This is a genomic window from Mycobacteroides saopaulense (assembly GCF_001456355.1).
Classification (GTDB): domain Bacteria; phylum Actinomycetota; class Actinomycetes; order Mycobacteriales; family Mycobacteriaceae; genus Mycobacterium; species Mycobacterium saopaulense.
The window spans coordinates 3087648-3107586 of record NZ_CP010271.1; the positions used below are offsets into that span (position 1 = coordinate 3087648).

Annotated in this window: 20 protein-coding genes and 1 pseudogene; 11 read left to right on the top strand and 10 right to left on the bottom strand. The window is 65.5% G+C overall.

Going from position 1 to position 19939, the window contains the following annotated elements; translation table 11 throughout:
* Positions 1-20 precede the first annotated feature (20 nt).
* Positions 21-554 (bottom strand): annotated as a pseudogene (locus MYCSP_RS23540) (DUF417 family protein); the annotation flags it as partial.
* A complete protein-coding gene (locus MYCSP_RS15475; protein ID WP_083015622.1) occupies positions 442-717 on the bottom strand; it encodes a hypothetical protein in 276 nt (91 codons plus the stop codon). The pseudogene MYCSP_RS23540 and the gene MYCSP_RS15475, both read right to left, overlap by 113 nt.
* A 278-nt stretch (positions 718-995) precedes the next feature.
* On the opposite strand from MYCSP_RS15475, the gene MYCSP_RS15480 reads away from it, so the two are divergent.
* On the top strand, positions 996-1745 hold the full coding sequence (locus tag MYCSP_RS15480) for a response regulator transcription factor (RefSeq protein WP_083015437.1): 750 nt from the start codon (positions 996-998) through the stop codon (positions 1743-1745).
* Positions 1742-2866 carry a HAMP domain-containing sensor histidine kinase gene (locus tag MYCSP_RS15485; protein WP_083015440.1) on the top strand — a complete coding sequence of 375 codons (1125 nt, stop codon included), beginning with the start codon at positions 1742-1744 and terminating at the stop codon, positions 2864-2866. Before MYCSP_RS15480 ends, MYCSP_RS15485 begins: the two co-directional genes overlap by 4 nt.
* On the opposite strand, the gene gatA is transcribed toward MYCSP_RS15485, so the two are convergent.
* Positions 2863-4344, bottom strand: coding sequence for an Asp-tRNA(Asn)/Glu-tRNA(Gln) amidotransferase subunit GatA (gene gatA, locus MYCSP_RS15490; RefSeq protein WP_083015443.1), 1482 nt, complete (start codon positions 4342-4344; stop codon positions 2863-2865). The two genes, MYCSP_RS15485 and gatA, sit on opposite strands and share 4 nt — an antisense overlap.
* Entirely contained in the window at positions 4341-4649 is a 309-nt protein-coding gene (gene gatC, locus MYCSP_RS15495) for an Asp-tRNA(Asn)/Glu-tRNA(Gln) amidotransferase subunit GatC (protein ID WP_070909863.1), read from the bottom strand. The genes gatA and gatC overlap by 4 nt, the downstream gene beginning before the upstream one ends.
* A gap of 52 nt (positions 4650-4701) precedes the next feature.
* Between gatC and MYCSP_RS15500 the strand changes: the two genes are divergently transcribed.
* Positions 4702-5358, top strand: coding sequence for an ACT domain-containing protein (locus MYCSP_RS15500; RefSeq protein WP_088414234.1), 657 nt, complete (start codon positions 4702-4704; stop codon positions 5356-5358).
* Between the two features lie 123 nt (positions 5359-5481).
* Positions 5482-7293 (top strand): ArnT family glycosyltransferase, encoded by a 1812-nt coding sequence (locus MYCSP_RS15505; protein ID WP_083015624.1) that lies wholly within the window; start codon positions 5482-5484, stop codon positions 7291-7293.
* Positions 7294-7312: 19 nt separating this feature from the next.
* Here the strand turns inward: MYCSP_RS15505 and ligA are convergent, their stop codons facing one another.
* Positions 7313-9358 carry an NAD-dependent DNA ligase LigA gene (ligA, locus tag MYCSP_RS15510; RefSeq protein WP_088414236.1) on the bottom strand — a complete coding sequence of 682 codons (2046 nt, stop codon included), beginning with the start codon at positions 9356-9358 and terminating at the stop codon, positions 7313-7315.
* Between the two features lie 52 nt (positions 9359-9410).
* Between ligA and MYCSP_RS15515 the strand changes: the two genes are divergently transcribed.
* The 5 genes from MYCSP_RS15515 to MYCSP_RS15535 all read left to right on the top strand — a co-directional run bounded on the left by MYCSP_RS15515 (position 9411) and on the right by MYCSP_RS15535 (position 13158).
* Positions 9411-9818: an MmcQ/YjbR family DNA-binding protein gene (locus tag MYCSP_RS15515; RefSeq protein ID WP_083015454.1), complete on the top strand. Its 408-nt coding sequence runs from the start codon at positions 9411-9413 to the stop codon at positions 9816-9818.
* A gap of 69 nt (positions 9819-9887) precedes the next feature.
* Positions 9888-10631 (top strand): Rv1815 family serine proteinase, encoded by a 744-nt coding sequence (locus tag MYCSP_RS15520; protein ID WP_083015458.1) that lies wholly within the window; start codon positions 9888-9890, stop codon positions 10629-10631.
* A gap of 101 nt (positions 10632-10732) precedes the next feature.
* On the top strand, positions 10733-11599 hold the full coding sequence (locus MYCSP_RS15525) for an Rv1815 family serine proteinase (protein WP_083015461.1): 867 nt from the start codon (positions 10733-10735) through the stop codon (positions 11597-11599).
* Positions 11600-11604: 5 nt separating this feature from the next.
* A complete protein-coding gene (locus MYCSP_RS15530) occupies positions 11605-12285 on the top strand; it encodes an Rv1815 family serine proteinase (RefSeq protein ID WP_070909856.1) in 681 nt (226 codons plus the stop codon).
* 18 nt (positions 12286-12303) lie between these two features.
* Entirely contained in the window at positions 12304-13158 is an 855-nt protein-coding gene (locus MYCSP_RS15535) for a crotonase/enoyl-CoA hydratase family protein (protein WP_083015465.1), read from the top strand.
* On the opposite strand, the gene bluB is transcribed toward MYCSP_RS15535, so the two are convergent.
* The 3 genes from bluB to MYCSP_RS15550 are packed head-to-tail and all read right to left on the bottom strand — an operon-like array spanning position 13155 to position 16247.
* Positions 13155-13778, bottom strand: a complete 624-nt coding sequence (gene bluB, locus MYCSP_RS15540) for a 5,6-dimethylbenzimidazole synthase (RefSeq protein WP_083015467.1) — start codon at positions 13776-13778, stop codon at positions 13155-13157. The genes MYCSP_RS15535 and bluB overlap by 4 nt on opposite strands.
* Positions 13778-14782: a methionine synthase gene (locus MYCSP_RS15545; protein ID WP_083015469.1), complete on the bottom strand. Its 1005-nt coding sequence runs from the start codon at positions 14780-14782 to the stop codon at positions 13778-13780. Before MYCSP_RS15545 ends, bluB begins: the two co-directional genes overlap by 1 nt.
* 16 nt (positions 14783-14798) lie before the next feature.
* Positions 14799-16247 (bottom strand): NCS2 family permease, encoded by a 1449-nt coding sequence (locus tag MYCSP_RS15550; RefSeq protein WP_083015472.1) that lies wholly within the window; start codon positions 16245-16247, stop codon positions 14799-14801.
* Between the two features lie 186 nt (positions 16248-16433).
* Here MYCSP_RS15550 and MYCSP_RS15555 point away from each other — a divergent pair, with 186 nt between their 5' ends.
* Positions 16434-17435 (top strand): acyl-ACP desaturase, encoded by a 1002-nt coding sequence (locus MYCSP_RS15555; RefSeq protein ID WP_083015475.1) that lies wholly within the window; start codon positions 16434-16436, stop codon positions 17433-17435.
* A gap of 109 nt (positions 17436-17544) precedes the next feature.
* Entirely contained in the window at positions 17545-18408 is an 864-nt protein-coding gene (locus MYCSP_RS15560) for an SGNH/GDSL hydrolase family protein (RefSeq protein WP_070910097.1), read from the top strand.
* Positions 18409-18412: 4 nt separating this feature from the next.
* On the opposite strand, the gene MYCSP_RS15565 is transcribed toward MYCSP_RS15560, so the two are convergent.
* Both MYCSP_RS15565 and MYCSP_RS15570 read right to left on the bottom strand, forming a co-directional pair.
* Positions 18413-18793 (bottom strand): limonene-1,2-epoxide hydrolase family protein, encoded by a 381-nt coding sequence (locus MYCSP_RS15565; RefSeq protein ID WP_083015478.1) that lies wholly within the window; start codon positions 18791-18793, stop codon positions 18413-18415.
* Positions 18790-19935, bottom strand: coding sequence for an NAD(P)H-dependent amine dehydrogenase family protein (locus MYCSP_RS15570; protein ID WP_083015481.1), 1146 nt, complete (start codon positions 19933-19935; stop codon positions 18790-18792). The genes MYCSP_RS15565 and MYCSP_RS15570 overlap by 4 nt, the downstream gene beginning before the upstream one ends.
* Positions 19936-19939: the final 4 nt, after the last annotated feature.

The window sequence follows — 19939 nt, forward strand, 5'->3', positions numbered from 1 at the left end:
TCTGCACGACAAGTGGCCGAGGTCCACACCGAAACCCCGAAAAGCACCAGGTCTTTGAGCAGAAACTGACCAGGGCTTGCAGAAAGCACGGGCACGCCCGCGATATGACCCGCGACCACACCGGGGGTGGTGACCAAGAAACTCAGGGTGCCGGTGAACAACAGGACCGCCAAGCCACTTCCGATCGCCGACGCGCGCGGACACCACCGATACACAGCGATAAGCAGAGCCGCAACGATTTCCAGGGTGCCAAGCCCTCGAGAAACGGCGGTGGCACTGAGATAGTCAAAGATCCACCGCATCAAGGGGCTGTGCTCGATGAGCACCTTCGAGTCCATTTTCAGGTACTTGCCCAACCCGATCCACGCCAACACGACGACCAATCCGTATCGGATCGCGAACTCACCCGATCTCGTCAACACGATCGCAGCCGGCACGCGATCAGTTGTCCACGTCGTGACAGCTGACATCGACATAGACCGTCCCCGACGACGACGTCGCCAAGGCCGAATGCACATCGGTGGCCACACATTCGGACAGCGGCGCAGACACATTCCCGTTGATCTGCACCGTGTATCCCTGTCGCTGAAGATTTCCGATCGTGTCCGAGGCACTGCCGCCGCCGGTCGACGTGGACGCCGCGGCGATGCCCGCGAAACCAAGGCTGGCAGCCGTCAGGGCTGACGTGACAATGGCGGTACGCGCGATCTTTCTCATGGTGACCCTCCTTGGTGACCGTGTCGCCGGACCACTTCCCGCGACACCACCCAGGCTCATTGCGGCGGACATGTATTCGGCCGTTGCGCGCTGAAGATTCAATGGAGAAATCGGGTCGCCGCTGCGCGGCTCATCAGGTCTGTGACCAGCAATTTCTCCGGACCATGCGAGACCATTCGCTATCGGCCGGCCGGCGGAATTCTGAAGTTTCGATAAAGAAGCGCCGACTGTGTGGCGCGACCTTAGACGCGGCCGGAACAGTCGGGCACGATTGGCTGATGGACGGTCTTCCCGACAAAGCCGCACCGATCCCCGCCCCAGACTATCGAGCGTTGGTCGTCGACGATGAAGTGCCGCTGGCGGAAGTGGTGGCGAGTTACCTCCGACGCGAAATGTTCGAGGTACACCTCGCACACGACGGCCGCCGCGCACTCGATCTGGCGCGCGAGGTCGATCCCGATGTGGTGATTCTCGATATCGGCTTACCGGGTGTGGACGGCATCGAGGTCTGCAGGCAGCTTCGGGTCTTCTCGGATGCCTATGTGGTGATGCTGACGGCACGGGATACCGAGGTGGACACCATCGTCGGGCTTTCCGTCGGCGCCGACGACTACGTGACCAAACCCTTCAGTCCACGCGAGGTCGTCGCCCGCGTTCGCGCAATGCTTCGACGCCCCCGCCGGGTGCCGGCCCCCTCGGAGGACCCAGCCCTGGAACTAAGCCCACCCCGCGTGTTCGGCGCATTGCGCATCAATGTGGACAGCCGTGAGGTGCATGTCGACCAGACCCCAGTCACGTTGACCCGCACCGAATTCGATGTGCTTTCCGCCCTGTCGTCACGACCGGGCATGGTGCTCAGCAGAAAGCAACTCCTCGACGCGGTGTGGGGCGACAGCTGGGTGGGAAACGACAACATCGTCGATGTGCATATCGGGCACCTGCGCCAGAAGCTGGGTGACAACCCGACCTCGCCTCGGTATGTGACGACCGTGCGGGGCATCGGCTATCGCATGGGGTCTGGATCGTGACACGCCCGCGATATGGCATCGGCCCGCGCCTGCTGGCGGCCAACTCGCTGGTTGTCCTCGCCGGAATCGCCACCACCAGCGTGGTGGCCGCCATCGTGGGGCCTCCCATGTTCCGTCGGCTCATGGACCAGCAGGTGGCGCCCGGCGCGGGGAACGATCACCCCTATGAGCGAGCCTTCCGCGATGCCACCGCGATGTCCATCGGGTTCGCGGTCGCGGTGTCGGCGTTGGCGGCACTCGCCTTGAGCTGGTACCTGAGCCGCCGGGTGCATCGTTCGGCCACCGCGCTGTCTCGGGCGGCCTCCGCTGTTGCCGACGGGCACTACGACATACGAGTACCACCGCCGCATCTGGGCAGGGAATTCGATGACGTCGCAGCGGCATTCAACAAGATGGCGCAGCGGCTCGGCGCGGTGGACGATGCGCGCAGGCAGATGCTGGCCGACCTTGCTCACGAGATCAGGACCCCGGTGGCGGTGCTGGAGGCGTACATGGAGGCCGTGGAAGATGGTGTCCAACAACTCGATCAGCAGACGGTCGCCACCTTGCGGGATCAAACCCGTCGCCTGACTCGGTTCAGCGTCGACGTGAACGCGTTATCTGTCGCCGAGCGCCGCACCACCTCCATCGACGCCAGGCGAGTGTCCGCGGCCGACTTGATCACCACGTCGGCCGCGGCGTTCGCACCGCGCTATCAGAGCAAGGAGGTGACCCTGCAGGCCCGCGCCGACGACGGATTGCCCGACCTATGGGCCGATCCCGAGCGTATCGCCCAGGTTTTGAGCAATCTGCTCGATAACGCACTGCGCCATACGGGCCCAGGCGGCCGGGTCGATGTGACGGCGGCGACAACCGGTGACGACATCGCGATCACCGTCTCCGATACCGGCGACGGCGTGCCCGCGGAGCATCTGGACCGGCTGTTCGACCGGTTCTACCGGGCCGACGCCGCCCGCGATCGCCAACACGGCGGGGCAGGCATCGGACTGTCGATCGCCAAGGCGCTTGTGGAGGCGCACGGCGGGCACATCCAGGCACACAGCGATGGGCCGGGCACGGGAACCACGTTCACGGTGTCCCTGCCCAGCGCGCGCCATCACCTCGAAAGCGCCGACGACTAGACCGCCGCGGGCAGAGCTCCACGTGCCGCTTCGTATGCCGCGCCCACCCGGTACAACCGATCGTCGGCGAGCGCGGGCGCCATGATCTGCAGACCCACCGGAAGCCCGTCATCGGCCGAAAGGCCCGACGGCACCGACATTCCGCAGTGACCGGCCAGGTTCAGCGGCAACGTGCACAGGTCGAACTGGTACATGGCCAGCGGGTCATCGACCTTCTCCCCCAACCGGAATGCGGTCGTGGGCGTGGCGGGCGTGACCAGCACGTCCACCTGCTCATAGGCCTGCTCCAGATCGCGTTTGATCAGGGTGCGAACCTTCTGCGCCCGGCCGTAGTACGCGTCGTAGTACCCGGCGGAAAGCGCGTAGGTCCCGATCATGATGCGCCGCTTGACTTCTGGGCCAAAGCCCGCGGCTCGGGTGAGAGCCATGACTTCCTCGGCGCTGTGCGTTCCGTCGTCCCCGACACGCATGCCGTACCGCATGGCATCGAACCGGGCCAGGTTCGAGGACACCTCCGACGGCAGGATCAGGTAGTAGGCCGGAAGTGCGTACTCGAAGTGGGGGCAGGACACCTCCACCACGTCGGCACCCAGCGCGGTCAGCTGTTCGACGGCCGCGTCGAACGACGCCATCACGCCGGGCTGGTACCCGTCGCCGCGCAGTTGGGAAACCACACCAACACGAACACCCTTGAGATCTCCGGAGGCTCCGGCACGCGCGGCGGCCACCACATCGGGCACCGGCTCGTCGACCGAGGTGGAGTCGCGCGGATCGTGTCCGGCGATCACCTGGTGCAGCAGCGCGGTGTCCAAAACCGTACGCGCGCAAGGCCCGCCCTGATCCAGCGACGACGCGCAGGCTACCAGGCCGTAACGCGACACCGTTCCGTAGGTGGGCTTGACGCCGACCGTCGCGGTGAGCGCCGCGGGCTGACGGATCGAGCCCCCGGTGTCGGTGCCGATGGCCAGCGGCGCCTGGAAGGCTGCCAGCGCGGCCGCGCTACCGCCGCCCGAGCCACCCGGCACCCGCTCGATGTCCCACGGGTTGCGGGTAGGCCCATAGGCGGAGTTCTCGGTGGAGGAACCCATCGCGAACTCGTCCATGTTGGTCTTGCCCAAGATCGGGATCCCGGCCTCGCGCAGTCGTGCGGTCACGGTCGCGTCGTACGGGGGCACCCAGTTCTCGAGGATCTTCGATCCGCATGTGGTCGGCATGTCCCGGGTGGTGAAGACGTCCTTGAGCGCGAGCGGAACGCCGGCAAGCGCCGATGCGGGCTGATCGCCGCGGGCGATCACGTCGTCGGTGTCCTTGGCCGCGGCCAGAGCCTGCTCCCCCGCCACATGCAGGAAGGCGCGGTAGGTCTCGTCGGTGCTGGCGATCTGATCCAGATGCGCACGCGTCACCTCGACCGATGACACCTCGCCCGCATGGATCAATGTGGCCAGCGACGCGGCGTCCTGCCTGATCAGGTCGCTCACTCTTCTTCTCCCAGAATCTGCGGAACCGCAAAACGCCCCTCGGCCACCCGGGGGGCTGCGGCGAGCGCCTCGTCCGGTGTGAGGCAGTCGGCGATCACATCGGGCCGTGTGACATTGACCGCATCGAGCGGAGAACTGGTCGCATCGACCTCGTCGAGCTCATCGGTAGAAACGGCACTGATCTGGCTGACGTGGCCGAGGATCGCGTCGAGTTGCCCCGCGTATCCATCCAGCTCAGCGTCGGTCAGCGCAAGCCGGGCCAATCTGGCCAGGTGCGCGACCTCGTCACGGGATATGGCGCTCACGGCTAGATAGCCTAGAGGGCGGCCGTACCTGACCTGTGCCACAGTGTTGGACGTGCCGTCCTATCTGCTGCGCTTACAACTTGCCGACCGACCCGGAAGTCTGGGATCGGTCGCCGTCGCGCTGGGCACGGTGGGTGCGGACATCTTGTCCCTCGACGTCGTCGAGCGCGGTCCGGGGTACGCCATCGACGACCTGGTCATCGACCTGCCGCCCGGCTCCATGCCCGACTCGTTGATCACCGCCGCGGAGGCGTTGAACGGGGTGCATGTGCATTCCATCCGCCCGCACACCGGCCTGCTGGAGGCACACCGCGAGCTGGAGCTCATCGACAGAGTGGCCGCCGCCGCGGCACCGGCGCGCCTCGAGGTGCTCGCGCAGGAGGCTCCCCACGTGCTGCGCGCGAACTGGTGCACCGTGGTGCGCCAGGACGGCTCCGGATTCATCCGGGTGGCCGGCAGCGCCGGGGCCCCGGAAACGCAGGCCACCTCGGCCCCCTGGCTACCACTGGGGCGTGCGCAGGTTCTGGACACCGGCGCCGAGTGGGTGCCGCAGCTGTGGAAGGACATGGACACCACGTTGGCCGCCGCACCACTGGGTTCGGGCGACACGGCCGTCGTGCTGGGCCGTCCGGGAGGCCCGGAGTTCCGGCCCTCCGAGGTCGCGCGCCTGGGCTATCTGGCGGGCATCGTCGCAACCCTGGTGCGATAGGGCTGCTCACAGGAACAGCACAGCGATTTGCCGGGTAGACCAGGCACACTCGCCGGCGTGCCTGAATTGAGGAGCTGGGTCTACCCGCGTCGCGAACAGTTGGCTCTCGCCGCGCTCATCGCCATGATGGCGATCGTCTATCTGTGGAACATCAGCCAGAACGGTTGGTCCAACGCCTTCTATGCGGCGGCGGTGCAGTCCGGCAGTCAAAGCTGGAAGGCGTGGTTCTTCGGCAGTTTCGATCCCCAGAACTACGTGACGGTCGACAAGCCCGCTGGCGGCCTGTGGTTGATGGGATTGTCGGCCAGGATCTTTGGCTTCTCCAGCGCCAGCATGCTGATCCCCCAGGCGATACTGGCCATCGCCAGCGCCCTGCTGATACGCGCCGCCGTTCGCCGTCTCGCGGGGCCGGCAGCCGGCCTGCTCGCCGCCGCGGTGTTCGCGTTGATCCCGGTGGTGTCGGTGATGTTCCGCCACTCAAATCCGGACGCCCCCATGGTCTTCGGCATGGTGGTCGCCGCATATTTCCTCACTCGCGCACTGGATACCGAGCGGGCACGCGAGGCGGCGGGCTGGATGGCCCTGGCCGGAGCCGGTATCGGCTTCGCCTTCCTGTGCAAAACGTTGGAAGCGCTCTTGGTGGCTCCGGCCCTGCTGCTGGTGTACGTGCTGGCCGCCAAGTTCGGATGGAAGGCCAAGCTGGCCCACCTGGCGGCCGCGACGGTCGCCCTCATCGTGTCCTCGGGATGGTGGATGCTCGCGGTCGCATTGACTCCGGCGGCCAGCCGGCCGTACGTCGACAACTCGACCGACAACAGCGAGTGGACATTGGCGATCGGATACAACGGGCTGGATCGACTGCTGGGCAAGGCTTCAGGCATGTCCCGGGAGTTCGAGGGCCCAAGTTTTTCCGGGACGCCCGGACTGTTCCGGATCTTCGAGGACGATCAGGCCTTCCACGTGGCGTGGCTCATCCCGGCGGCGCTCGTCGCACTGGTGCTTGGGCTCGCCATCACCAGCCGCACCGACACCTCGGGCCTGTTGACGCGATACCGGTCGCTGATCACCAATCCCGGCGGGGTGGCGTTGATTCTGTGGGGCGGCTGGCTGGTCTCGACGTACGTGATCCTGGCGTACATGAAGCAGCAGTTCCACCCGTATTACACCTCGGCGATGGCGCCGGGCATCGCGGGCACCCTCGCGACCGGCGTTGTCGTGCTGTGGCAGAAGCGATCCGAACCCATCGGCCGCTACGGATTGGCGGCCGTCACGCTGGCCGCTGTCGCGATGGGATGGGTGCTGCTTCGCCGCGACCCGGCCTGGCTGCCCTGGTTGCGGTGGGTGCTGCTCGTGGGCGGGATCGCCGCGGCGGTCGTATTGGCACTCGGCGGGTTACAGCGTTCGCAACGGCTACGGATCGGCATTGCCACACTGGCGCTTGCCGTTTCGTTGGGTGGGTCGATCGCGTTCACCATTGCCAATGTCACCACCCCCAAGGTCGGCGGGCTGTCCACCTCGGGCCCTGCGATGCCCGACGACGACAAGTTCGGCGGCCGGGAGCCCGCACCCCTCGACCCGTCGCTGGCCGCATTGATCAAGGATTCCGGCGCGCGGTGGCCGGTGGCGACCACCAATACCCGCACCGCCGCGCCCATTCAATTGGAAACCAATGCCCCGGTGATGGCCATCGGCGGATTCTCCGGACGCGACAATCCCATCACGCTCCAGCAGTTCATCGACTACACACAGGACGGCACCGTCCAGTTCTACGCCGAGTCCGTCAAAGACAAGGACAAACAGAAGGAACAGCCCCAGCACGACAGCGATACCAAGCGGGTGGCCGACGACATCCAGAAGTGGGTCGAGAATCACTTCTCCTCAAAGGATTACGGCGACCTACGGGTGTTCGATCTTTCTGTTCCGCCGAAGCCTTAGGACTCTTTCTGCGGCGAAGCTACGCGGGGGGCCCGTCGGCGAGCAACGCCCGGAAGCCGTCCTCGTCGAGGATGGTCAACCCCAGCTCTACGGCCTTGTCGTACTTGGACCCCGGCGAGTCACCGACGACGACGAACGCCGTCTTCTTCGACACCGAGCTCGCGGACTTGCCACCCCGGGCGATGATGGCTTCCTTGGCCTCATCGCGGGAAAACCCAGGGAGCGAACCCGTTACGACGATGGACAACCCTTCCAGGTTGCGTGGTATCGACTCATCGCGCTCATCGGCCATCCGCACCCCCGCGGCGCGCCACTTGTCGACGATGGCGCGATGCCAATCCACGGTGAACCAATCCACCACGGCCGCGGCGATCGTGGAACCCACGCCTTCGACGGCTGCCAGCTGTTCGACAGAGGCCGCCTCGATGGCCTCCAGTTCGCCGAACTCGGTGGCCAAGGCCCGCGCGGCGGTTGGGCCGACGTGCCGAATCGACAGTGCCACCAACACCCGCCACAGTTGCTGCTGCTTCGCCTTGTCCAAGTTGTCCAGCAGCCGGCTTCCGTTGGCGGACAACGACCCGTTCTTGGTCTTGAACAGATCTGTGCGCAGCAAGTCATCGGCGGTAAGGCTGAACAAATCACCTTCGTCCTCGATCACCCCTGCCGAGAGCAAAGCGACGGCAGCCTCGTAACCGAGCGCCTCGATGTCGAAGGCGCCGCGCCCCGCCACATGGAACACCCGCTCGCGCAATTGCGCCGGGCAGCTGCGCGAGTTGGGGCAGCGAATGTCGGCATCGCCCTCCTTCTCGTGCGCCAATGTGGTACCGCATTCGGGACATGTTGTGGGCATGACGAATTCACGCTCGGATCCGCTTCGCAGATCGGCGACCGGGCCCAGCACCTCGGGGATGACGTCACCGGCCTTGCGGATGACCACAGTGTCACCGATCAGCACGCCCTTGCGTTTGACCTCGGACGCGTTGTGCAGGGTCGCCAGCGACACCGTCGATCCGGCCACCTTGACCGGAGTCATGTACGCAAACGGTGTCACCCGCCCGGTGCGCCCCACGCTCACCCTGATGTCGAGCAGCTCGGTCGTCGCCTCCTCAGGCGGGTACTTGTAGGCGATCGCCCAGCGCGGCGCGCGCGAGGTGCTGCCAAGGCGGCGCTGCAGGGCCACGGCGTCGACCTTGACGACCAACCCGTCGATCTCGTGCTCCACATCGTGCCGGTGCTCGGCCCAGTAGTTGACACGTTCCTGCACCTTCGCCACGCCGCGAACCTTCGTGGTGTGAGTAGAGACAGGTAAACCCCACTGCCCCAAAGCCAAATAGGCCTCGTGCAGGCTCTCCGGAGCGAAACCCTCGGCGCGGCCAAGACCGTGGCAGATCATCCGCAGACGCCGCCTGGCGGTGATCGCAGGGTTCTTCTGCCGCAGGCTGCCCGCGGCGCTGTTGCGCGGATTGGCGAACGGCGGCTTGCCCTCCTCCACCAACGAGGCATTCAACACCTCGAAATCCTCCAGCCGGAAGAAGACCTCGCCACGCACCTCCAAGAGCGCGGGTATCGGGTATTCCCTTGAGGCCGTAAGCCTTTCCGGTACATCCTCGATGGTCTTGGCGTTCAGGGTGACATCCTCGCCGCTGCGGCCGTCTCCACGCGTCGCGCCGCGCACCAGCACACCGTTCTCGTACACCAACGAAAGCGCGACCCCGTCGATCTTCAGCTCGCACAGGTATTCCGGTTCTTCCCCGATATCGCCGCGTACTCGGGCATCCCAGGCCGTCAACTCCTCGGAACTGAATGCGTTGTCCAGACTGAGCATTCGCTCCAGGTGGTCGACCGATCCGAATTCGGTGACAAATCCCGCTCCACCCACCAGCTGCGTGGGTGAGTCCGGGGTCTGCAACTCGGGATACTGTGCTTCCAGCGCCTCAAGCTCCTTCAGGAGGCGATCGAACTCGCCATCGGAGACGACCGGGGCGTCCTTGACGTAGTAGCGGAATTGGTGCCCACGCACCTCGTCGGCAAGCTCACGCCACTGGCGCTGCACGTCAGGATCCACATCGGCAGGCTAACCCACCCGCCCGACAGTCCCCGAACCCTACGATGGGCCCATGGGCACGCATCCCATCATGTTCACCGAGGAAGATCCCGGTCTGGCAGAACTGCGCCAGCTGGCACTCGCACTGCCCGAGGCGGCCGAACAGATCTCCTGGGGTCGGCCCGTCTTCAAGGCAGGCAAGATCTTTGCGATGTTCGGTGGCAACGCCAAAGGAAACGCCAAGGGCGAGATGATCGCGTACCCGTACTCGGTGCTGGTCAAGGTGGACGATTCCGAACGCCCCGCACTCCTGCAGGACGAACGCTTCTACTACCCGGCATACATGGGTCCCTATGGCTGGCTGGGGCTGGATTTCAGCACCGCCGACGTGGACTGGGGCGAGGTCGCCGAGCTTCTCGATGCCTCCTACCGGCTGATCGCGACCAAACGGCTGATCAAGCTGCTCGATCAGCGCGACTGATCCGCCGATAATCCCTACACTCTGTTTCAAGATTTGCCTAACACCCACAGAGACAGGCTGGGACACAAATTGTCTGTTGCTAGCAGATTGCGCGGCGCCCTCGGCGGGGCAGTGCTCACCGCGGTCGCGCTCGCACCTCCCGCCCTTGCCGACGGCCCGCTGGTGTTTCCCGGGATGGAGATCATCCAGGGAACGCAGAGCTGCACGCTGGGGTTTGTCGATCCCGACGCCCGGATCGGTCTCACCGCAGGCCATTGCGCTATGGACACCGATGGCCCGGTGTACGACTCGGCGGGCGAGGTCATCGGCGTCCTCGTCATCGCCGGCTCCAATTTGCGCGATGGCGACCGGATCGACGGCACCAAGTACGTCATCGACTACGAGGCCATCAAATTCCGCAGTGACGTGGCGATCAACGACATACTCCCCAACGGGATTCGGCTTGAACGCGGCGGCGGGATCCAGCCGCACACCGGGCTGCCGGTCTGCCGAAACGGTGTCACCACCGGCGAGGCGTGTGGCACCGTCACCAACGTCAACAACGGCTGGTTCGAAATCGACGGACTGCCGGCCGACCACGGCGACTCGGGCAGCGCCGTGTACTCCATCACCTCGCCCGGGCATGGTGCCATCGTCGGGATCGCGCGTGGAACCACCCGGAGCGTTGAGACCGGCGTGGTTCAAACCACCGCGGTTTCCTGGTCGACCATCCTCAATCAACTGCGAGAAGACCTGGAAAGAACGCCCGACGCTCCCCCGCCACCTGGGGATTCACCGGATACAGCAGCACTTCCTGCACCACAAGAGGCCTGAGTCGCATAGGCTCGTGGCGACACGGAGAGTCGTGCCGCGTGCTCTCCTGATGCTGGTCGGGGCTTTGTTGACGGTGAACGTGGCAGACAGAGAGCTACGGCGTGACCAGTGTCGGCGTTAAGGGTCGACTGCCCGGCCCCCGGAGGCGATTGGCGGTGCCGATCGCGTTCCTGGCCGTGCTGGCCGGTCTTGGCCTTGTCAACCCGATTGCGGCACATGCGGACCCGCTGATCTACCCCGGCATGGAGATCATCCAGCGCCCACCCGGCAAGGAATCGTTGAGCTGCACACTCGGTTTCGTCGACCCTGTCGCGCGCGTGGGTGTCACTGCAGGTCACTGCGGCGGCAACGGGCCTGTGTTCACCAACGACGGCGTCCGCATCGGACAGCTGGCCGTGGCCCAGTCCAATATCAAGCCCGAGGGGCCGCTCTCACGCGACGATTACCGAATCGACTATGAGGGCATCGCCTTCGACGAGGGCGTGCCGATCAACAACGTGCTGCCCAATGGACTACGACTCGGGGTGGATCCGGCCGTTGTGCCCCGGGACGGCCTGGCCGTGTGCCGCGTGGGTATCACGACGGGCGAAGCCTGCGGCGCGATCGCCGGATTCGGCAACGGCTGGTTCCTGGTGGACGGCCTACCCGCCGACCACGGAGACTCCGGGAGCGCCGTGTACACCGTCACCTCACCGGGCAACGCCGCCATCGTCGGAATCGTCAGCGCGCGCTTCACCGCCAACCAGACCCGCCGGGAATCCACCGTGGCGTTATCCTGGCCGACGGTGCAACAACAGATCCGGGCAGATATCGCTGCTGCCCAACGTCCCGAGGTAGCCAGCCCGGTGGCGATCAATCCCCAGGCGCCACCTCCCGTTGCCGTCAACCCGCAGGCGCCGCCGATGGTCCTGCCTCCCGCGCCCGCCGATGACCGCCCTTCCGGGCCCGCGAGAATGGTTGTCCCCTAACCCTCATGCGCCCGCTTTTATGGATAGGCACCGTCGTCGCTGTGCTGTGCGCGCTTTCTGCCGTGCATCCGGCACCCACACATGCCGACCCGCCGCTTGTGTACCCGGGCATGCTCATCTACCAGGGCTCGCTCAGCTGCACCCTCGGCTATGTCGATCCCGGACTTCACGTGGGCATCACGGCGGGACACTGCTTCGACGGAGACGGCATCGTTCGTAGCGGAGACGGCGCCGCGGTCGGGCACAAGATCCTGGCACACGACAACCGTCCCCCCGAGGGCCCGGTGTACGAGAACGAGTACACCATCGACTACGAGGCCATCTCGATCGACGACGGATTGCCCGTCAACGACATCCTGGCCAACGGCCAACGGCTCGAACGTGATGACTCGGTCACCCCCGATCTCGGCATGCCCGTGTGTCGCACCGGCTTCACCACCGGCGACGCCTGCGGCGCGATAACGCGACTTGGCAACGGCTGGTTCAGGTTCAACGGCCCGGTGATCGCCAAAGGCGATTCCGGCGGGCCGGTGTACACCCATGTCGGCGATCGCACCGTACTCGTCGGCATCATCCGCGGGTTCATGACCAGTCAGTCCGGCGACGATGTGCAGTCCTGGGCGATGTCGTGGCCATCGGTGATCAAACAGCTCCGCGAGGACCGCAAGGGCCTGCTGCCCGGCTGAACCCGTAGGCTCACGGCCATGGCTGATTCTCTTCACGCAAGCGGCTCATCGGCGGGCGACTGGAAAGCCTTCACCGTCGAGACCACAGGGCACATCGCCCAGGTCACCCTGATCGGGCCCGGCAAGGGCAACGCGATGGGACCCGACTTCTGGCGGGAGCTGCCGCTGATCTTCGCCGAGCTCGACGCCGACCCGCAGGTACGGGCTGTCGTGCTCGCGGCCGCCGGTTCGCACTTCAGCTACGGACTGGACCTGCCCGCCATGGCGGGCACCTTCATGCCGTTGATGGCCGACAAGGCCCTGGCCAAGCCGCGCACGGACTTTCTCGATGAGATTCGGCGGCTGCAGGCTTCGGTGACCGCCGTGGCCGACTGCCGTAAGCCGGTAATCGCCGCGGTGCAGGGTTGGTGCATCGGCGGCGGCGTCGACCTGATCGCCGCGGCCGATATCCGGTACGCGAGCGCCGACGCCAAGTTCAGCGTGCGCGAGGCCAAGGTCGCCATCGTCGCCGATATTGGCTCGCTGCACCGGCTTCCGCCGATCATCGGTGACGGTCACCTGCGTGAGCTTGCGTTCACGGGCAAGGACATCGACGCCGCACGGGCCGAGAAGATCGGACTCGTCAACGACGTGTTCGACTCCGCCGAGGCCACGCTGGCCGCCGCGCATGCCACCGCCGCCGAGATCGCGGCCAATCCCCCGCTGGTGGTGCAGGGCGTCAAGGACGTCTTGGCACGCGAGCGTGAGAGTGTCGTCGCCGACGGCCTCAAGTACGTCTCGACCTGGAACGCCGCGTTTCTGCCGTCCGAGGACCTGCAGGAAGCCATTGGGGCGGTCTTCGAGAAACGAGATCCAGACTTCAAGGGACGCTAAGCGTCCCGGTAGCGCCCCCAGTGCACGGCGTCCTCTAGAAGGCGTCCGCTGCGCCAGCCGAACCGCTCCAGATCGGGCCGCTCAGCGAATTCACGCACCGGACCGACACATAACCACGCGATCGGCCGGATATGTGTTGGCGCGTCGATCAATTCGGCCAGGAACTGTTCCTCGTAGAAAGATACCCAGCCGACGCCGATCCCTTCGGTGACCGCGGCCAGCCACAGGTTCTCGATGGCGAGCACCGCGGAGAACAGGCCCGCGTCGGAAATGGTGTGCCGACCGAGGACGTGCGGGCCGCCCCGACCGTGGTCGTAGGTGACCACCACCCCGGTGCCGCTCTCGCGGATGCCCTCGATCTTGATGGGGTCGAAGGTGTTTCGCCGTTCTTCCGGAAGACTTTCGGCGAATCGGCGACGTTGCACGGCGACGTGCGCGGCGAAGTCCTCCAGCGCTTGCGGCTCACGCACCACCACGAAGTCCCACGGCTGACTGTTTCCCACGCTGGGTGCACGATGCGCGGCCTGCAGCAGCTTCAGCAAGGTTGCGTCGTCGACGACCTCTCCGGTGAACTCGGCGCGCACGTCCCGGCGGGTGGCAATGGCCTGGTAGACGTCCATCACAGCGCATCCGGGTCGGCATCGATGAGGTCGCTGACCTTACGTGTCAATTCCGTTGCCGTACGCGCCCATTGCAGATCCGTGCCGGCCAGTCCGCATCCGGCACTGATGCCGATGCGATCGCGCAGCACGGCCCGCCCGAAGCCCAGCTTGTCGGCCAGGCTTGCGGTGCGGGTTGCCAGCACATCGACCGATATCGGCACCGACGGCGCGACGGAGGGAATCACCCCGAGCACCGCCGTCTTCCCGGTGTCGAGCACCGAGGCCAGCCCGTCGAGTGCCTGCGCCTCCGTCAGGTATGCCGCGTCCACCGCGATCCCGCGGATATTGGCTCCGCGCAACAGTTCCCACGGAGGATCGGCAGCACAACAATGCACCAGCAGTTCACCGCCCACCGCATCCGCGCACTGGTCCAACAGCGAGGTCGCGGTCGGTACGTCGACCGGATGCACCGGCGAGAACATGCTCGTCCCCGACAGTCTGCCGTCCAGCGCGGCGGACAGAGACGGTTCATCGATCTGCACCACCACGGGAACGCCCAGCCGGCGAGACAGCGTGGCTTGATGTTGCGCCAGTCCCTCAGCCAGCGACGCCGCCAGATCGCGTACCGCTCCCGGATCGGTGATCGCACGATGGCCGTTCGGAAGTTCCAGTTGTGCGGCAAGCGTTACCGGCCCGGGGCCCTGCACCTTCACGGCGCGTTCCCCGCCTCGGTGACCGCCGCGCTCCCATTCCTCTTCCAACGCGTCCACGTCTTGATCCAGGAATCCGCGCGCCCGTCGCACCACGGCACCGGGGCGGGCGGTAGTGCGGTAGCCGGTGGGTGAGACATCCATGGCGATGTCGACCAGCAGCGCCGCGGCCCGGCCGATCAGATCGGCTCCCACGCCGCGCGCGGGCAGCTCCACGACATGGGGCAGCGGTAGCTCGGCCACCACGATCTCGGTCGCGGCACGCACCTGTTCGCCCGGCCAGGAGCCGACACCAGTTCCCTTCGCCCACATGTTCACATGCAGAACGTTAGGCGATGAGCGATTCGATGGGTCCCTTGGCGAAGTAGACCACGAACAATCCCGCCACCACATATAGCAGCGGATGCACGCGGCGAAGCCGAGCCCCGGGCTCCTCCGATACAACGGCGAGCACCACCCAGCTGATGAACCCGACACCGATCCCGTTGGCGATCGAATACGTGAACGGCATGGTCACCACTGTCAGGAAGCAGGGCAGCGCGTAGTCGAACCGCGTGAGGTCGATGCTGCGAAGCTGCCCGATCATCATGGCGCCCACCACCACCAATGCCGGTGCCGCCGCCTCCAGCGGCACCACCGAGTACAGCGGTGTGAAGAACATGGCCGCCAAGAACAGCAGCCCGGTGACCACATTGGCCAGTCCGGTTCGTGCGCCCTCGGCGATACCTGACGCGGACTCGACGAACACCGTGTTGGAAGACGAGGAGGAGACACCGCCGACGACCGCGCCCACGCCTTCGACGGTCAGCGCCCGCCCGATCCCGGGCAGCGTGCCGCGCTCGTCGGCCAGACCGGCCTCTTTCCCCAAACCGGTCATGGTGCCCATCGCGTCGAAGAAATTCGAGAGCACCAGCGCGAACACCAACACCGTCGCCGACAGGACGCCCACCCGGGTGAAGGCACCGAACACGTCCACCTGTCCGAGCAGGCTGAGATCCGGCAGGCCGCCCGCGGATGACGGCCAATCCGGCACCGTGAGATTCCAGCCCTTGGTGTCGGCGGGCTGTGCGCCGCGCTCGGTCAACGCCTGGGCGATCATGGACACCACGGTCATGACCACGATGCCGATGAGCAGACCACCACGAACCTTGCGCACCACCAGGGTTCCCATCAACAGCACACCCGCGGCGAAGATCAGCGTCGGAACGGTGGCCACCGAGTTGTCGATGCCCAGTCCCACCGGCACCGTGGTGTTCGCAGCGTCCGGGATCCGTCGTACGAATCCCGCGTCGACGAACCCGATGAAGGCGATGAAGCACCCGATTCCCGCGGCTATCGCCGCCTTCAGCTCGTCGGGAATGGCATGGAACACCGCCGTCCGAAAACCCGAAATACCCAGCGCCACAATGACCAGACCGTCGACGATGACCAATCCCATGGCCTCGGGCCAGCTCATCTGAGAGGCGAACGAGACCGCAAGCAGACTGTTGATGCCCAACCCCGCGGCAAGCGCGAAGGGGTAATTGGCGATGAATCCGAACAGGATCGACATCACTCCGGCGGCCAGCGCCGTGACCGCCGCTACCTGCCCCACCGGCAGTACTTGACCCAGCACGTCGGCGTTGTGATTGCGACCCGGTTCGCCGCCGATGATCAGCGGATTGAGCACCACGATGTAGGCCATCGCGAAGAAGGTGACGATCCCGCCGCGAACTTCTCGCCCTACCGTCGACTGCCGTTCGGTTATCCGGAAGAACCGGTCGAGGAGCGCAGCCATAGCCGTTGAACGTACAGGCCGTGGCTACCTGCCGCCCGCCCGAACCCCTCTCCGGAGCCACTCGGCGAAGGGACTTTCCCACCGCAGATCGAGGACCTTGGTCACTTGAGGCAGCCGCGGGTCGCTAGGTCCAATGTATCTGTCACTTTCAGACACAGATATCCAGCCGAACCGAGGACCTCACTCATGCCGCAGAAGGAATTCACCGACCTTGAGCTCCTACACGAGCTCGAACCCGTGGTCGAGGAGAACACCCACCGCCACCTCGGCGTCTTCAAAGACTGGAATCCGCACGACTACATCCCCTGGTCCGAGGGCAAGAACTACAAGGCCCTGGGCGGGCAGGACTGGGATCCCGAGCAGTGCAAGCTCTCCGAAGTCGCCAAGATCGCCATGGTCACCAATCTGCTGACCGAGGACAATCTGCCCTCGTATCACCGCGAGATTGCAATGAACTTCACCATGGACGGGCCGTGGGGCACCTGGGTCAATCGCTGGACGGCAGAAGAACAACGACACAGCATCGCCATCCGCGACTACCTCGTCGTCACCCGTTCGGTCGACCCGATCGAACTGGAGAAGTTGCGCGTGGAGCAGATGACCCGCGGCTTCTCCCCGGGCCAGAACCGCCAAGGCGGCGACCAGATGTTCGCCGACAGCCTCTTCGACTCGGTGGCCTACGTGTCATTTCAGGAGTTGGCCACCCGCGTCTCGCACCGCAACACGGGAGTCGCCTGCGCCGAGCCCATCGCCCAGGAACTCCTCAAGCACATCTCCAATGACGAGAACCTGCACATGATCTTCTACCGCAACATGGTCGCGGCCGGTCTCGAGATCGCACCCAACCAGGCGGTGAAGTCGATCCACAAGGTGCTCGACAACTTCACCATGCCCGGCTACACGATTCCCGGATTCCGCCGCAACGCGGTCACCATCGCCACCGGCGGCGTCTACGACCCCCAGTTGCACCTGGCCGAGGTGGTACAGCCGGTGCTGCGCAAGTGGCGCATCTTCGAGCGCGACGACATCAACGGCGACGGCGAGTGGTACCGCGAGGACCTCGACCGCATCATCACCGACCTGAAGAAGACCGCCTCCGACTTCGAGGAGGTCAAGGCCAAGTACCTGGAGCGCCAGGCCAGGCGTGCCGAGCGCAAGACGGCGAAGGCAGCGGTTTCGATCGCCTGACGCATGAACCAGCTCCCCCTCTCCGTAACGTTGACGTGGGCAAACGGCGATAGGTCGTTCAGTACCATTGATCGGGGCCATCTTCCGGCCGGCGGGGAGGAGAGGAAACATGCGCGCGCTCAGGACGCTCTCAACGGTGCTCGGCCTGGCCACTGTGGTGGCCGCGACGGTGAGCGGCCCGTCGATCGCTTCGGCCGAGCCCGCCACAGGTGCCCAGCTGGTCGCGATCGGCGATTCGTTCATGGCCGCGGGTTCCAACGCCGCCGCAATCACTGGTCCCGTCGGCACCGCGTGCAACCAGGCGACCGACAACGTGGCGCATCTGGTGGCCTCCTCGTTCCCGCAAATGACCTTCGCCGACTACTCCTGTGTGGGCGCACTATCCACCGACGTCTACACCCCGTCTACCCGGGGCCCGCAGAACACGGGTCTGTCCCCCGCCACCAAGGTCGCGATCGTGTCCATCGGCGGCAACGACGCCGGATTCGAGCAGATCGCCACCGACTGTCTGTTCGCATTGAGCTGCCCGCCGGAGAGGAAGGCACAGTTCGCCGCCAACGTGTCCTCGGTGGGCCCGAAACTGACCGGCGCGTACGCGGCGATCCGCCAGGCGGCACCAAACGCGCGCGTCTTCACCGTCGGCTACCTGCCGATCCTGCCCCCGGACGCCAAGGGCTGTCTGGTCGGGCTCATCAACACCCAAGAGACCATCACCTTCCTCAACGGCCTACAGCGCCAACTGAACGACACGATCGTGGCCGAATCCGCGAAGGCGGGGTTCACCCCGGTAATCCCGGCTACCAGCAGCGACCACAGCGTGTGCGCCGCCGACTTCCAGCGCTATGTGTCGATGACGGGCACCGGCGCCGGCGATGAGGGAATTCCCATGCACCCCACCGCACCCGGGCGCCAGTACGTCGCCGAACGTGTCGCGATCGCCATGCGTGCGGCCGGCCTGCCGTCCACTTCCTGACACGTCAGGCAGAGGCCGCCTGAAACGCCGCCGTCATCGTGTTCATGTCGAAGTAGTCGCGCCACGCGTGGATCTTGCCATCGGCGATCTCGAAGATTCCCATGACAGGCAACGGGACTCGCACCCCGTTGACACGCAGCGTATCGGTGCGCTCGTTCATGACGACATTGCCCGCGCAGACTTGGCGATGGATCTCGAAATCGATGCCCTCCATCGCGGCGGACCATCCCCTGATGAGCGTTGCGATAGCTTCCCGGCCCACCGCCGGTTCCATCGGAATATTGTGGTAGACAGAGTCTTCGGTAAAAAACGCGATCATGCGTTCCACATCCATCGCCGCCCACAGACCACAGAACTCACGCACGATCTCGCCATTGCTACTCACTTCGCGCCGCCCACCAGACGGCTGTCCGGGGAGAGCCCTGGTTCGACGTCCATCAGCCCTACTCCGGTGATGATGGGAAGATCCAACACCGACAACAGTCCCGGCTTCGCGGCATAGACGGCGGGAATCGCGTTCACCATGTGCGCCGCCCCGGCGATACGGGCACCGAGGTCATGATCGTGGTCTTCGGCCAGCTCAAGCTCGCAGACAATATCCGGAGATCCCTTGATCTCGACGCGATAGACACCCTGACCGCTGGCGCCGCCAAAGCCGAAATCACTTGGCGCCATCGATATCCGGGGCTGCGGCCAATGCGGCGCCAGGTCGTCGTGCATACGGCTGACGTGGTCGACGACAATCGTTCGCCCGCCGTCGACATGGCCGGTGAGGGTCGAGCGCATCGCGCCAACGGTTCCGGCCTCGATGCGGCCCGTGGGTGTGTCGAAGGACTCTTCGACGACCAGGCGCTCGACATCTTCCTCGAGCCGATCGATCTCACAACCCAGGCCGTGGGCTATCTGATGCACGACAGGTCCCCACCCGAACGTGAAAACGCCCTCCGTGGCGGCGAACGCCTCGAACTCGGGAGGCTTGCCGAATCCGAGAATCTCGTAGACCGCACCCTTCTCCGGATACGTGGCGTAGTTGAATATCTCGGTCACCCGGACCGATCGGATGGTGCGCGAGACCCCCGACAGCACCAGCGGCAGCACATCATTCGCGAAGCCCGTATCGATACCGGTTGTGAAAAAGGATGATCCGCCCGCTGCGGCGGCATCGGCAAGGGGCTGAGTCAACGCGTCGTCCACGGCCTCGGGATAGACCAGGGGCACCACCGAGCACGACACCACATTCTTGCCCGCACGCAGGAGCGAGGCCATGTCCGCGATGGCTTCGAGGGGACGCACATTGGCCGCCGCCGCGTAGACCACCACGTCGGCGTCGCCCTGGATGAGCGTCTCAGCGTCGGCGGTCGCGAGGACCCCCACGGGGTACGTTCCGCACAGCTCTCCGGCGTCCCGGCCGATCTTGGCCTCGCTGTGCACCACCACATCGGTCAGAGCCAAGTCCGGGTGGTCGATCACCGCGCGCAGCGCGACCACACCCATCGAACCCGGCCCCCATACGCCGACCTTGATCATGATC